The sequence below is a fragment of the Bounagaea algeriensis genome, assembly GCF_054491375.1.
In genome coordinates this window covers 2,983,805-2,997,180 of record NZ_CM137102.1, presented here as the reverse complement: position 1 = coordinate 2,997,180, position 13,376 = coordinate 2,983,805, and the positions used below count along the sequence as shown (strand labels likewise).

Sequence of the window (13,376 nt, the reverse complement as noted above, 5' to 3'; positions counted from 1 at the left end):
GGGCGGGCGCGTCGCCGGACCGGCGGCGCGCCCCGCGAGCAGCCCGCCGCCGTCACGTTCCGCCCGCGAGCAGCCCGGGAAGCTCGTCGAGCCCGTCGATCACGGCCAGGCACTGCGCCGCGGACGCGTCATCGGCGTGCAGGGCGCCCCACGGACCCCGGCGCAGCCGCACGGCTGCCATGCCGGCGTCCGCGGCGGGGCGCACGTCGTTGTCCCACTGGTCGCCGACGTAGGCGATCCGCTCGGACGGCAGGTCGCACTCCTGCGCGATCCGCGCGAAGAACTCGGGGGCGGGTTTGGCCGTCGCCCACTCCGCCGAGGTGGCCACGAGATCGGCGGGCAGGCCCAGCGCCCGGAGGTTCTCGGCCAATCCCGGGTCCTGGTTGCCGCACACACCGACGAAGATCCCCGATTCGCGCAGCTTGCCGAGAGCCGGTCGCACGTCGGAGTACAGGTCGTCCTCGATGACGTCGGTGCGCCCCGCTCCCGCCGCGCGCGCCGCGGACCAGCTCAGGTCCGGGCGCAGCAGCGGCACCACTTCGCGGAAGTCGGCTCCGCGCGCCAGCAATCCGCCGAACACGGCCGAGAACGTGTGCGGTGCAACACCGAGGAATGCCGCCATCGCCGCGTAGTCACGCGATTTGTCCACAATGGTTTCACCGATGTCGAAGAACACCGCGTCGAATCGAGGCATGCGCCGCAGCCTAGCGCCGGGCCTGCCCGGGGCAGGTGCCGGTGGTGTCGCCGGCGGTCCTCGATCTCTCCCGGTGGCGACCTGAGCGGCGACTTGAGCGGTGACCTGAGCGGTGACCTGGGCAGCGGCGCCGGTGCGATGCCGAGAAGTGCCGCGTGATCGGCCGGAGCCGGGGCTCGCCCTCCGCGGGCGCCCACGTGCGCGCCACCGCGAGCCGCGGGAGCAGCTGCGAGCCGCGGGCGCAGCCGAGGACCGTCCTTCGGCGCCGAGCGCGCGGAACCCGGCACCTGACACGTGCCCGGTGCCGGACAGGTGCCTGCCTCGACCACGTGACCCGTGCTCGCGCTGGTCGGTGCGCAGCTGCGACCGCCCCTGCCGGACGCGCGGGAGCCCGTGCTGGCAGCGGCCGCGGCGTCTTGCAGAGGCGGTGGGTGTGGCCGATACTCATCCCAGGAACAACGCCATATGTTCCCGGTGTCGGATTTTCACCCCGGCGGGGCGGCCAGCCGCGCCGAGAAGTGGCAGTTTCCGCGAACCGCACGAACATCTCGCCGAGGAGGGGCACACCGGCGGACCCGCGTCCGCGACGCATCGGCACAGCACCGAGTTCCGGCCGGCGTGGGCCGGCCATCCGTGACGGGCGGAAGGTGACCACTGTGTACAGCTACATCCGATCGCACACGAATCCTCCGGTGTTCCTCATCTCGGGGGTCGTCGCGGTGGCGTTCGTCCTGTGGGGAGTGCTCGCCCCCGGATCGCTGTCCGACGTCGCCACGGCGGTGAACACGTTCATCACGTCGACCTTCGGCTGGCTCTACATCATCGCCGCGAGCCTGTTCGTCGTCTTCGTGGTGATCCTGCTGTTCACCCGCTGGGGGACGATCCGCATCGGACCCTCGGACTCCAAACCGGAGTACAGCAGCCAGGCGTGGTTCGCCATGCTGTTCACCGCCGGCATGGGCATCGGCCTGGTGTACTTCGCCGTCAGCGAGCCGATCTCGCACTTCACCAGCCCGCCCACGGGAGCCGGCGGTACCGACGCGGCCGCCAGTGGCGCGATGCAGTACACCTTCTACCACTGGGGGCTGCACCCGTGGGCGATCTACATCATCCTCGGGCTCTCGCTGGGCTACTTCGCCTTCCGTCGCGGCATGCCGCTGCGGCCGGCCTCGGCGTTCTACCCGCTCATCGGTGAGCGGATCTACGGCTGGACCGGGCACATCATCGACATCCTGGCAGTGTTCGGCACCCTGTTCGGGCTGGCCACCTCGCTGGGGCTCGGCGGCCAGCAGGTCGGCGCCGGCTTCAACACGCTGTTCGGCGTGGACAACACCCCCACGCTGCAGGTCATCATCGTGCTGGCGATCACCGCGATCGCGGTCGTGTCGGTGATGCTCGGCATCGACAAGGGCATCCGCAACCTGTCGCTGATCAACCTGTGGCTGGCGTTCGCGCTGATGGTGTTCGTCTTCGCCGTCGGTCCCTCGTTGAACCTGCTGAACTCGGTCGCGGCGAACATCGGGACGTACCTGCAGAACCTGCCGGGAATGAGCTTCCAGACCTTCCCCAACGACCCGGCGGGCCAGTCCTGGCAGGGGGAGTGGACGTTGTTCTACTGGGGGTGGTGGATCTCCTGGTCGCCGTTCGTCGGCATGTTCATCGCCCGCATCTCCTACGGGCGCACGATCCGCCAGTTCATCCTCGGCGCGATGCTGGCCCCGGTCGGTGCCTCGTTCGTGTGGCTGACGGTCTTCGGCGAGTCGGCGCTGCGGCTGCTGCTGATGAACCCCGCCAACCCGCTGGCCGAGGCGAGTTCGGAAACGGCCATGTTCGTGCTGTTCAACCAGCTGCCCATCGGCGCGATACTGCACACGGTGGCCTCGGTCGTGGCGATCATCGTCGTGGTGCTGTTCTTCGCCACCTCCTCGGACTCCGGCTCGCTCGTGGTCGACATCCTCACCAACGGCGGCGATCCCAACCCGAGGTGGCAGCAACGCCTGTTCTGGGCGGTCCTGGAGGGGGTCATCGCCGTGGCGCTGCTGCTGGCCGGCGCGGCCAGCGGGGAGGACGCGCTCACCGCGCTGCAGACCGCCTCGCTGGCGGCCGGGCTGCCGTTCTGCATCGTGCTGCTGGCGATGTGCTTCGGTTTGGTCAAGGGGCTGTCCGAGGAGCGGATGAGCGTGGTGCAGGCCGAGCCGCCTCCCGGAGCGGGTCTGCGGGTCAGCGCCGACATCGGCCGGCGCCGCCAGCTCGAACAGGAGCGCGCGGAGACCGAGACCACCGAGTCGCCGCCCGAGCAGGAGAGGTAGCCGGGTACGGCGCAGCGCGGCCGCGGGCACGTGCACGCCCGCGGCCGCGAGTGCTTGGCCACGTTCGCGGGTGCCGGCGCCGGTGTCGATGCTCTACTGGGGCGGACGAGGTTCCGCCCGAGAGGAGTGCACCGCGCGATGACGACCGCACCCGCTGCCACGGGGATCGCCGCCGTCCTGTTCGACATGGACGGCACGCTGGTCGACTCGGAGAAGTTGTGGGGCGTGGCGCTCGAGGACTACGCCGCCCACCGCGGCGGCGCGCTCAGCGAGGAAGTCCGGGAGACCATGGTCGGCTCGAACATGCCGCGCAGCATGCGGCTGATGCTCGAGGACCTGCACCTGCCCGCGGCCGAGGAGGACATCGCCGCCGCGGGCGAGTGGGTCGCGGGCCGGATGCGCGAGCTGTTCGCCGCGGGGCTGCCCTGGCGACCGGGAGCGCAGCAGGCGCTGCGCGCCGTGCGGGCGCAGGGGCTGCGCACCGCCCTGGTGACCTCGACGATCCGCTCGCTGACCGAGCAGGCGCTGCAGACGGTGGGGCGCGAGCACTTCGACGCGACGGTGTGCGGTGACGAGGTCGGCGGCCGCAACAAACCCGAGCCCGAACCCTACCGGCGGGCTTGCGAACTGCTCGGCCTCGAACCCGAGCGGTGCCTCGCGGTGGAGGACTCGCCGACCGGGGTCGCCGCGGCCGAGGCCGCCGGCTGCCTCGTGCTCGTCGTGCCGTGCGAGGTGCCCGTGCCGGCGGGGCCGCGGCGGGTGCTGCGGGAGTCCCTGGAAGGGATCGATTTCGGTGCGCTCGACGTGCTCGCACGCGAGGCGGCGTGACTCCGCCCGCCCGCGCAGTGGTTCCGCGGGCACGCGGTACGAGGCCGCGGGCACGCGGCAAGACCGCGAGGCGCGGGGAGTCCGGGGCGAGCCCGCGTGATCCCGGCGGCCTCGGCGATGAGCAGCACGATTTCGGCGAGCCCGCGGGCGCGCCCGCGTGATCGGGCCCGCACGCGGGCGGGTCCGCTGTCACGCCCGCGGACGCGGGATGCAAGGATTCGGGTGTGAAGACCTTCGACGACCTGTTCAGCGAGCTGCGCGACCGCGCCCGCACCCGTCCGGAGGGTTCGTCGACGGTCGCCGCGCTCGACGCCGGGGTGCACGCCCAGGGCAAGAAGGTGTTGGAGGAGGCCGGCGAGGTGTGGCTGGCCGCCGAGCACGAGTCCGACGGCGAGCTGGCCGAGGAGATCTCGCAGCTGCTGTACAGGGTGCAGGTCATCATGGTGCAGCGCGGCCTCTGCCCGCAGGACGTCTACCGGTACCTGTGACCGAGCGCCCGACCCGTTCCGACCAGACGAGGAGTTCGTAGTCCCATGCTGCGTGTGGCGGTGCCCAACAAGGGCACGCTGGCCGGTCCCGCCTCCGACATGCTCGCGGAAGCCGGCTACCGGCAGCGCCACGAGCAGCGGGACCTGACCGTGCTGGACGCGGTCAACAACGTCGAGTTCTTCTTCCTGCGACCCAAGGACATCGCGGTCTACGTGGGAAGCGGCCGGCTGGATCTGGGCATCACCGGCCGCGACCTGGCGCTCGACTCCGGTGCCGAGGTGAACGAGCGCCTGTCGCTGGGCTTCGGCGGGTCGACGTTCCGCTACGCCGCGCCCACCAGCCCGCGCGAGTGGACCGCGGCCGATCTCGAGGGCAAGCGCGTGGCCACGTCCTACCCGAAGCTGGTCGGCGACGACCTGCGGCGGCAGGGCATCGACGCCCACGTCATCCGGCTCGACGGGGCGGTGGAGATCTCCATCCAGCTCGGCGTCGCCGATGCGATCGCCGATGTCGTCGGCTCGGGCCGCACGCTGCGCCAGCACGGGCTGGCCTCCTTCGGCGACGACATCTGCGTGTCCGAGGCCGTGGTGCTCGAAAGCGGCTCCGGGCGCGTGGCGGCCGAGGACGAGGACTCCGAGAGCGATGATCGCGCCAAGGAGCAGCTGATCGCGCGGCTGCAGGGCGTGGTGTACGCCCAGCAGTACGTCATGCTCGACTACAACTGCCCGCGGGAGCTGCTGCCCGAGGCGACGCGGACCACCCCGGGGCTGGGCTCGCCCACGATGTCGCCGCTGGCCGACGACAACTGGGTGGCGGTCCGCGCCATGGTTTCGCGCAAGCAGGCCCCGGCGATCATGGACCGGCTCGCTGCGCTGGGCGCGAAGGCCATCCTGTCCTCGGACATCCGCGCCTGCCGCCTGTGATCCGGCGAAGGTGATTTTCCGGGGTGTTCCGGTCGATTGATCTTCCCCCGTCCCGTTCCGTCGGATCTGTGCGCATAATGAGGCGCACGGCGTCGATCACGGGCGTGTTCGACCGGGGCAACCCGCCCGGGTGGCGCCGTCGTGGAAGACGTTCAGGCCGGCCGGCTCGCCGAGGGGCCGGGCGTTCGGTGGGGGTGTGGTCATGACGGTGATCGTTCCCGGGGAAACTCCGCCGCGGTGGGAACTGTACGCAGGCATGCCCTGCTGGATCGAACTCGCCACCGCTGATGTCGACAGCGTCGCCGAGTTCTACGGGGAGCTGTTCGACTGGACGTTCGCCCGCCCCGAGGCTCCGGAAGCGGGAGTGCACGTCATCGCGCACCGGGAGGGCTACCCGGTGGCGAGCCTGCGCGAGTCCGCCGACGGGGAGTCCGCGTGGCGGCTGTACCTGGCCACCCGGGACCTGGACGGCAGCGCGGAACGCGCCGAGGAGCTCGGGGCGCAATTGCTCGTGCCGCGCGGGCACCTGCCCGGGGTCGGTCATCAGGCCGTGCTCAACGGCCCCGCGGAAGGCGAGGTCGGGCTGCTCGAGCCGGAGGAGTCGTGGCAGTTCGACGTGGGGCTGCCGGGCACGCTGATGTGGGCGGAACTGGTCACGATCAAGGCGCAGACGGCGGACCACTTCTACCAGGAACTGTTCGGCTACGACGCCGAGCAGTTCGGTACGGAGAACCGCTCCGACTACTCGGTGTGGTACCTCGGCGGGGAGTCCGTGCTCGCCCGGGTGAGCATGATCCGCGAGCACATCACCCCGGCGACGGCGCCGCACTGGCTGCTGTACCTCGGCGCCGATCCGGAGGTCGGGGTGGACGATCTCGTCCGCAGAGCCATTGGTTCGGGTGCTCGGGTGCGCGTCGACCCCTACGACTCGAGCATCGGGCGCGCGGCGGTCCTGCGCGATCCCGCCGGCGCCCGGTTCGCCGTCGTCGACCCCACGCAGGCCGGGGAGTTCGGCAGCGCGGCCAACTTCGACCCCTACGACGACTGAGGTCCGGCTCAGCGGTTCCGCCGCTCAGCTTCGCTGACGAACCGGTGCGGCCGAGCGAACGACCGCCGATCAGCGCATCCGCCTGGTGCTGAACCGCCGGGCCGGACGCCCGGCGGTTGTCGGCTCCTCCGGGCAGCACCGGTACTGCGGTGCGGCGCCGGTTGCTCGGTGCCGGGCCGGCCGTCCGGCGCCGGGCCGGTCGCTCGGTGCCGAGCTGAGCACCGAGCGCCGGGCCGGTCGTCCGGTGTGGCGCCGGTTGCTCGGCGTGGGCCCGTTGCTTGGCGCGGCCCGTTACTCGGCGTCGGAGCGGGTGCCGTCCGCGGAACCTCCCGGCCAGCCCGGGTAGGGCGGGGGCGTGCCGCCGAAGGCTGGGCACACGGCCTGGTGATCGCAGAAGTTGCACAACTTGCTCGGATTCGGGCGGAAGTCCCCGGTACTGCCGGCGCGCTGGATCGCCTGCCACATGGCTTCCAAGGTGCGCTCGAACCGCCGCAGCTCGGCCTCGTCGGGCGTGTAGGTCAACGCCTGCTTGTTCGCCAGGTACAGCAACAGCAGCTGGCGCGGGACCACGCCGCGCTTGCGCCAGAGCACCAGCGCGTAGAACTTCATCTGGAACATCGCCCGGGCCTCGCCGACCTCCGGCGGGGCGGAGCCGGTCTTGTAGTCCACCAGGCGCACCTCGCCGGTGGGAGCGACGTCGACGCGGTCGATGAACCCGCGCAGCAGCAGGCCCGAGTCCAGCTCGGTCTCCACCCGCATCTCGCAGGCCTCCGGGTCGAGGCGGCGCGGGTCCTCCAGCTCGAAGTAGGCGTCGACGAGCTTCTCCACCGAATCCAGCCACGGCTCCAGCTCGGGATCGTCCGGCCCGGTGAACAGCTCGGCCAGTTCCGGCTGCTCCTGCTGCAGCCGCTCCCAGGAAGGCCGCACGAACTCGCGTGCCCGGCCCGACCGCCGATCGGCGCGGGAGAGCTCGAACAGCTGCTCCAGCACCGAGTGCACCACGGTGCCCCGCGCCTGCGCCCGGGTCGGCGTTTCCGGCAACCGGTCGATCGCGCGGAAGCGGTACAGCAGCGGGCACTGCTTGAAGTCGCTCGCGCGGGACGGCGACAGCGCCGGGCGGCGGTGCGACCGGGCGGCGGTGGCAGTGCTCACGTCCGCGCTCGCGGACTCCGCCTGCTCCGGAGCGGGCGGGGCCGTCGACGCGGTGGCGCTCGGCTCGGCGGATGGTTCGGTCATGCCCCGAAACCCTAGTCGAGTGCCAGGACAGCTTGGAGGGCGATGTCGACGGCGTGCATTCCGGCGCCGTCGAGCCGGCCGGCGAACTCGCCGAGGCGCGTCTGCGGGTCGACCACGGTGAGCCGTTCGACCATCACGCGCGTCCGGGTGCCGTTGGTCTCGATCTCCGGTCGGAACGATGCTGCGCGCCGTCCGATCGAACCGCCTCCGAACGTGACTGCCCCTCGCTCGTCAACGACTCCAGGGCCCGCTCCACCTCTGGATCAGTGCGCATCGTAAGCGTGCTCGTGCAACGAATCGTAGTACGCGCTGTCTTGCGTGGGACAGCTGTCCGGAGCTGTCAGCGGCTCGTCCGCGGCACGGCGGATACCCTGCGACCATGGCCACCACGTCGCACAGCGAGTCGCCGCGGTCGGCAGGTTCCGGCGGTTTGCTCCTCGCCCGCGTCGCGGGCGTGCCGGTGCAGCTGTCCGGGTCGTGGTGGATCGGAGCGGCGGTGATCGTGCTGCTGTACGCACCGCTGGTGGGACGCATCCTGCCGCACGCCGGGATGTGGGAGAGCGCGCTGATCGCGGCCGCGTTCACCGTGCTGCTCGGCGTGTCCGTGCTGCTGCACGAGCTGGGGCACTGCGTGGTCGCGCTGCGACTCGGCCTGCCGGTGCGACGGGTGCGGCTGTTCCTGCTCGGCGGGCTCACGGAGATGAACCGCAACGCGCCCCGCGCGGGGCAGGAGGCCGTCGTCGCCGTGGCCGGCCCCCTCGTGTCGCTCGCGCTGGGCGTGCTGGCAGGAGCGGGCTGGTTCGCGCTCGCACCCGACGGAGCGCTGTGGTTGCTCGTGGCGCAGACCTGCGTGGCGAATCTCGCCGTCGGCGTGTTCAACCTGCTGCCCGGGTTGCCGCTGGACGGCGGGCGGTTGGTGCGCGCGGCCACCTGGTCGCTGACCGGCAACCGCGGGCGCGGGACCACCGCCGGTGTCGTCGGCGCGGGGATCGTGGCCGCGGGCCTGCTCGTCTGGGCGATGGCGGGACTGGTCACCGGTGCGCAGGACCAGTGGCTGCGGCTCGGGGTGGCGGTGCTCATGGCGTGGTTCGTCGTGGCGGGCGCGAGTTCCGAGCGCGCGGCCGAGCAGGAACGGCACTGGTCGGGTGAGCTGCCGATCCGGCGGCTGGTGCGTCCGGTGTTGCAGCTGCCCGCCGAGTGCCCGGTGGGCGACGCGCTCGCCGCGGCCGCCGGACGCGGCGTCGTGCTGGTGCGCGCCGACGGGATCGCGGTCGGCCTGCTCGACGAGAAGGCGGCCGAGCAGGTGGTTGCCGCCAATCCGGCGGAACCGGCCGAGCGGGCCGCCGAACCCGTCCTGCCCGAGACGGTGCTGCTCGCGGACGACAGCTCCGATGACGTGCTGGAGCGTCTGCGCAGCGTGGATGCCTGGCAGTTCCTCGTGGTCGACGCGGACGGGCGCCCGAGCGGGGTGCTGCGACGCGTCGACGTGCGCAGCGCACTGCGCGGGCAGCGGCCCGCAGGACTGTGAGCCGCGCGCTGAGTGCCGGCGAGTTCCCGGGGAGACCGGACCGGCCGGATCTGGACGCAGCGGGCGCGGCCCCCTCTGCGACGATGGTGCGTCGCGTCGAGGCCGATGCAGTCGGGCAGGGAGGATAGGAACAAGGTGACCAACCCCGTCAGCGGTGCGTTCGAACCGGGCGACCGGGTGCAGTTGACCGACCCCAAGGGACGGCGTTACACGATCGTGTTGCGTACCGGCGGGGAGTACCACACGCACCGCGGCGTGCTCGCCCACGACAAGATCATCGGGCAACCGGAGGGCTCGGTGATCGCCTCCAACGGGGGGATGTCGTTCCTCGCGCTGCGGCCGCTGCTGACCGACTACGTGCTGTCCATGCCGCGCGGGGCGCAGGTGATCTACCCGAAGGACACGGCGCAGATCATCACCTGGGGCGACATCCGGCCGGGGGCGCGCGTGCTCGAAGCCGGAGCCGGATCGGGGGCGCTCACGCTGGCGCTGCTGCGCGCGGTCGGTGAACACGGCCAGGTGATCTCCTACGAGTCGCGCGAGGACCACGCCGAGCACGCTGTCCGCAATGTGGAACGGTTCCTCGGTGAGCGGCCGGACAACTGGTCGTTGCACGTCGAGGACCTCGCCGCCTACGACGGCGGGCAGGTGGACCGGATCGTGCTGGACATGCTCTCCCCGTGGGAGGTGCTCGACACGGCGCACGAGAAGCTCGTTCCCGGCGGGGTGCTCGTGGTCTACGTGGCCACCACGACCCAGCTCTCACGCATCACCGAGGCGATCCGCGAGCAGCAGAACTGGACCGAACCGCAGGCGTGGGAGACGCTGCTGCGTCCCTGGCACGCGGTCGGCATGGCGGTGCGGCCCGAGCACCGCATGATCGCGCACACCGCGTTCCTGCTCATCACGCGGCGACTGGCGGACGGGGTGACGCCGCCGCGCCCGCAGCGGCGTCCCAGCAAGGGTTGAGGCGGCCGGCGCCGACGTCGTTCAGTTCGCTTCGCAGACCTTCCAGCCGTCGTCCTCCTTGGTCAGGGAGAACCAGATCAGCTGCGAGTCCTCGCCGGGCGAGGCCATGTCGTAGTAGGCGCGGCCCTGGTCACCGTCGGTTTCGACCCGGTTCAGGTCGACCGTGAGCCCTTCGGTTCCGTCGTCCCAGCCGGGAGCCGCGCCCTCCTCCTGCGTCTCGAGGAACGTGTAGAAGGACTGGCAGAGGATCGGTTCGAACTCCTGGACCGGCACGGCGGTGGGGTCCTGCTCGTAGCGCTCCATGAGGTCGCCGAAGTCGGCGGCGACCTCCTCGGCGTCGTTGCCACCCAGGGTGAGCACGAGCACGACGGCCACGAGGGCGAGCACGAACGTGCCGCCGCCGACGCCGGCGATGATCCACGGTGTCTTGGACCTCTTCGGCGGCCCGCCGTACGGGTTGCCGAAACCGCCCGGCTGCGGGTGCGGGGCGAACGCACCGTAGCCGGGTTGTCCCGGCTGCTGGGGATGACCGGGTTGTTGGGGATGACCGGGCTGCTGGGGGAAGCCGCCGGACTGCGGCCAGCCCTGTTGCGCACCGCCGGGCGGGAGGCCGCCTCCCGGCTGCTGCGGGGCTCCCGCGGCCTGCCCGTCCTGCTGGGGCCACTGCCCACCTTGCTGGGGCCACTGCTGCTGCGGACCGCTCTGCGGATGCTGCCCACCCGGCTGCGGTCGCCCCCAGCCGCCGGGCTGCTGCCCCCAGTTGTCCTGACCCGGTTGCTGCGGTGGGTGGCTCACTATCTCCCCTGGTGCTGTTTCTGCTCGGTGCGGTCTCTGCCCGGTGGTTCTCTGCCCGGATGCGATCTCTGTCCGGGGCGATTCACACTGCGCCTGACCGTTGTCGGCGCTTCGGCCCGCACGACCGCGAACCGGTGAATCGTGCGCGAAGACCCTATCGGGAACATTTCGGAGCACCGCGTCCCGTCATGTGGGCCGGAGCGGAGCCGTGCGCACCGGCGGCCCTCGGGTCATGGCTCGGGGGTCATGGCTCGGGGCGCATGGTCTGCCCGGAGGGCGGGTACCGGACGTGGAGTGGCGTGTCGGGTGCACGAGCACCGAGCGCAGGCACACCGAGCGCAGGACACCGGGCGCAGGCACGCCGCGTGCACGCGCATCGCGTGCAGCGGGAGGAAGGAGAAATCATCACCCGGATGCCGCAAGGAACACCCGAATGTCCGTCCCGTCGTGCCCACTCCTGGTCGTCACGACCGCTCCGCGCGGTGGTGTGCGACGCGGCGGGCCCGGGTCGTCGGGGTGTCCGGAGGATGATCATCGACGCACCGTGGCCGGCTGGTGAAGCAGCCGGGCCACTGCGGCGGACCGAGTTGGCGTCAAGTTGGCGCACTGCATGGGTATCGGCCGATTTTTGTGGCACGCTGGGCGATCCGGTGCACATTCACGACGCCGCCGTCGTCGGTGATCGCCGGTACCGTGGTGGTACGAGCACGGGAGGAGGGTGCCGACATGCAGCACGACCGTCCCGGCAACCTGCCTGAGCAGGGCGGTGAGCAGCAGAACCGCAGCAACGCCGAGCTTCGGGACCAGATCCGTCTGCTCGAGGACGAGGTGGCGACGCTGCGACGCAAGCTCAACGAATCGCCCCAACAGGTCCGGGTGCTGGAAAAGCGGCTTGCCGAGGCATCCGAGAGAGTGAGCCAACTCACCGAACGGAACACCAAACTCACCGAAACCCTCAAGGAAGCCAGAAGCCAACTCACCGCGCTGCGGGAGGAAGTGGATCGCCTCGCACAGCCACCGAGCGGCTACGGCGTCTTCCTGGCGAGCTACGAGGACGGCACGGTCGACGTGTTCACCTCGGGCCGCAAGATGCGGGTGGCGGTGTCGCCGAACGTGGACGTGGAGCAACTGCAGCTCGGCCAGTCGGTGCGTCTCAACGAGGCGTTGACGGTGGTCGAGGCCGGCTCGTTCGAGCGGACGGGTGAGGTCTGCACCTTCCGGGAGCTCCTCCCAGGGACGTCGGGTGATTTCCCGCGCGCTCTCGTGCTGGGGCACACCGACGAGGAACGGGTCGTGTGGCTCGGCGGGCCCCTCGCCGAGGCCCAGTTGAGGTCCGGCGATTCGGTGCTGGTCGATAGCAAGGCCGGGTACGCCTACGACGTGGTCCCGAAATCCGAGGTGGAAGACCTCACCTTGGAGGAGGTCCCGGACGTGGAGTACCACAGCATCGGTGGCCTCGGGGGGCAGATCGAGCAGATCCGCGATGCCGTGGAGCTGCCGTTCCTGCACTCCGACCTGTACGTGCAGTACCGGCTGGAGCCGCCGAAGGGCGTCCTGCTGTACGGGCCGCCCGGGTGCGGGAAGACGCTGATCGCCAAGGCGGTCGCCAATTCCATGGCGAAGAAGGTGGCTGCGGCCAGCGGGGAGGAGGACGCTGCGGCCAAGTCCTACTTCCTCAACATCAAGGGCCCCGAGCTGCTCAACAAGTTCGTCGGTGAGACCGAGCGGCACATCCGCACGATCTTCCAGCGGGCGCGGGAGAAGTCCTCGGAGGGGACGCCCGTCATCGTGTTCTTCGACGAGATGGACTCGATCTTCCGCACCCGCGGCAGCGGTGTGTCCTCGGACGTGGAAACCACGATCGTGCCGCAGCTGCTCAGCGAGATCGACGGTGTCGAGGGGCTGGAGAACGTGATCGTCATCGGTGCCTCCAACCGGGAGGACATGATCGATCCCGCGATCCTGCGCCCCGGCCGCCTCGACGTGAAGATCAAGATCGAGCGGCCCGATGCCGAGGCCGCCAAGGAGATCTTCGCGAAGTACCTCACGCCGGACCTGCCGATCGACGAGGAGGACCTCAAGGAGTTCGGCGGGGACAAGGCCACGTGCGTCGAGGCGATGATCCAGACCACGGTCGAGCGGATGTACGCCGAAACGGAGGAGAACCAGTTCCTGGAGGTCACCTACGCCAACGGGGACAAGGACATCCTGTACTTCAAGGACTTCAACTCCGGCGCCATGATCGAGAACATCGTGGACCGGGCGAAGAAGTCGGCGATCAAGGGCGTGCTGGAGAACGGCTACTCCGGTTTGCGGGTGCAGCACCTGCAGGACGCGATCGTCGACGAGTTCACCGAGAACGAGGACCTGCCCAACACGACCAACCCGGACGACTGGGCCCGCATCTCCGGCAAGAAGGGCGAGCGGATCGTCTACATCCGCACGCTCGTCAGCGGGAAGAACCAGGAGTCCGGCCGGGCGATCGACACGGCCACGAACACCGGCCAGTACCTGTAACCGAAACGCCGCTGTGGTGGGGCGGTCGCAGCACCGCCCC

General features: G+C 70.8%; 12 protein-coding genes. 8 read left to right on the top strand and 4 right to left on the bottom strand.

Annotated elements, in window-relative coordinates; all coding sequences use genetic code 11:
• Positions 1-52: 52 nt before the first annotated feature.
• Complete coding sequence (locus ACVGV2_RS13525) at positions 53-694, bottom strand: HAD family hydrolase (protein ID WP_459162724.1); 642 nt, start codon at positions 692-694, stop codon at positions 53-55.
• Positions 695-1,350: 656 nt separating this feature from the next.
• Here ACVGV2_RS13525 and ACVGV2_RS13520 point away from each other — a divergent pair.
• From ACVGV2_RS13520 to ACVGV2_RS13500, 5 genes are all read left to right on the top strand, one after another.
• The gene (locus ACVGV2_RS13520) at positions 1,351-3,003 is read left to right on the top strand and encodes a BCCT family transporter (protein WP_459162723.1); all 1,653 of its coding nucleotides are present in this window, start codon (positions 1,351-1,353) and stop codon (positions 3,001-3,003) included.
• A gap of 138 nt (positions 3,004-3,141) precedes the next feature.
• Complete coding sequence (locus ACVGV2_RS13515; RefSeq protein ID WP_459162722.1) at positions 3,142-3,831, top strand: HAD family hydrolase; 690 nt, start codon at positions 3,142-3,144, stop codon at positions 3,829-3,831.
• A 224-nt stretch (positions 3,832-4,055) separates the two neighbouring features.
• The gene (locus tag ACVGV2_RS13510) at positions 4,056-4,319 is read left to right on the top strand and encodes a phosphoribosyl-ATP diphosphatase (protein ID WP_459162721.1); all 264 of its coding nucleotides are present in this window, start codon (positions 4,056-4,058) and stop codon (positions 4,317-4,319) included.
• 45 nt (positions 4,320-4,364) lie between these two features.
• Entirely contained in the window at positions 4,365-5,243 is an 879-nt protein-coding gene (hisG, locus tag ACVGV2_RS13505; protein WP_459162720.1) for an ATP phosphoribosyltransferase, read from the top strand.
• Between the two features lie 202 nt (positions 5,244-5,445).
• Entirely contained in the window at positions 5,446-6,291 is an 846-nt protein-coding gene (locus tag ACVGV2_RS13500) for a VOC family protein (RefSeq protein ID WP_459162719.1), read from the top strand.
• Between the two features lie 291 nt (positions 6,292-6,582).
• Here ACVGV2_RS13500 and ACVGV2_RS13495 read toward each other — a convergent pair whose 3' ends face one another.
• Both ACVGV2_RS13495 and ACVGV2_RS13490 read right to left on the bottom strand, forming a co-directional pair.
• Positions 6,583-7,527 (bottom strand): RecB family exonuclease, encoded by a 945-nt coding sequence (locus ACVGV2_RS13495; RefSeq protein ID WP_459162718.1) that lies wholly within the window; start codon positions 7,525-7,527, stop codon positions 6,583-6,585.
• A gap of 11 nt (positions 7,528-7,538) precedes the next feature.
• The gene (locus tag ACVGV2_RS13490; protein ID WP_459165986.1) at positions 7,539-7,724 is read right to left on the bottom strand and encodes a type II toxin-antitoxin system PemK/MazF family toxin; all 186 of its coding nucleotides are present in this window, start codon (positions 7,722-7,724) and stop codon (positions 7,539-7,541) included.
• 182 nt (positions 7,725-7,906) lie between these two features.
• On the opposite strand from ACVGV2_RS13490, the gene ACVGV2_RS13485 reads away from it, so the two are divergent.
• Both ACVGV2_RS13485 and ACVGV2_RS13480 read left to right on the top strand, forming a co-directional pair.
• The gene (locus ACVGV2_RS13485; RefSeq protein WP_459162717.1) at positions 7,907-9,055 is read left to right on the top strand and encodes a site-2 protease family protein; all 1,149 of its coding nucleotides are present in this window, start codon (positions 7,907-7,909) and stop codon (positions 9,053-9,055) included.
• 135 nt (positions 9,056-9,190) lie between these two features.
• Positions 9,191-10,024 (top strand): tRNA (adenine-N1)-methyltransferase, encoded by an 834-nt coding sequence (locus ACVGV2_RS13480; RefSeq protein ID WP_459162716.1) that lies wholly within the window; start codon positions 9,191-9,193, stop codon positions 10,022-10,024.
• 21 nt (positions 10,025-10,045) lie between these two features.
• Here the strand turns inward: ACVGV2_RS13480 and ACVGV2_RS13475 are convergent, their stop codons facing one another.
• Complete coding sequence (locus ACVGV2_RS13475) at positions 10,046-10,819, bottom strand: hypothetical protein (RefSeq protein WP_459162715.1); 774 nt, start codon at positions 10,817-10,819, stop codon at positions 10,046-10,048.
• A 726-nt stretch (positions 10,820-11,545) separates the two neighbouring features.
• Here ACVGV2_RS13475 and arc point away from each other — a divergent pair.
• A complete protein-coding gene (gene arc / locus ACVGV2_RS13470; protein WP_459162714.1) occupies positions 11,546-13,336 on the top strand; it encodes a proteasome ATPase in 1,791 nt (596 codons plus the stop codon).
• Positions 13,337-13,376 lie beyond the last annotated feature (40 nt).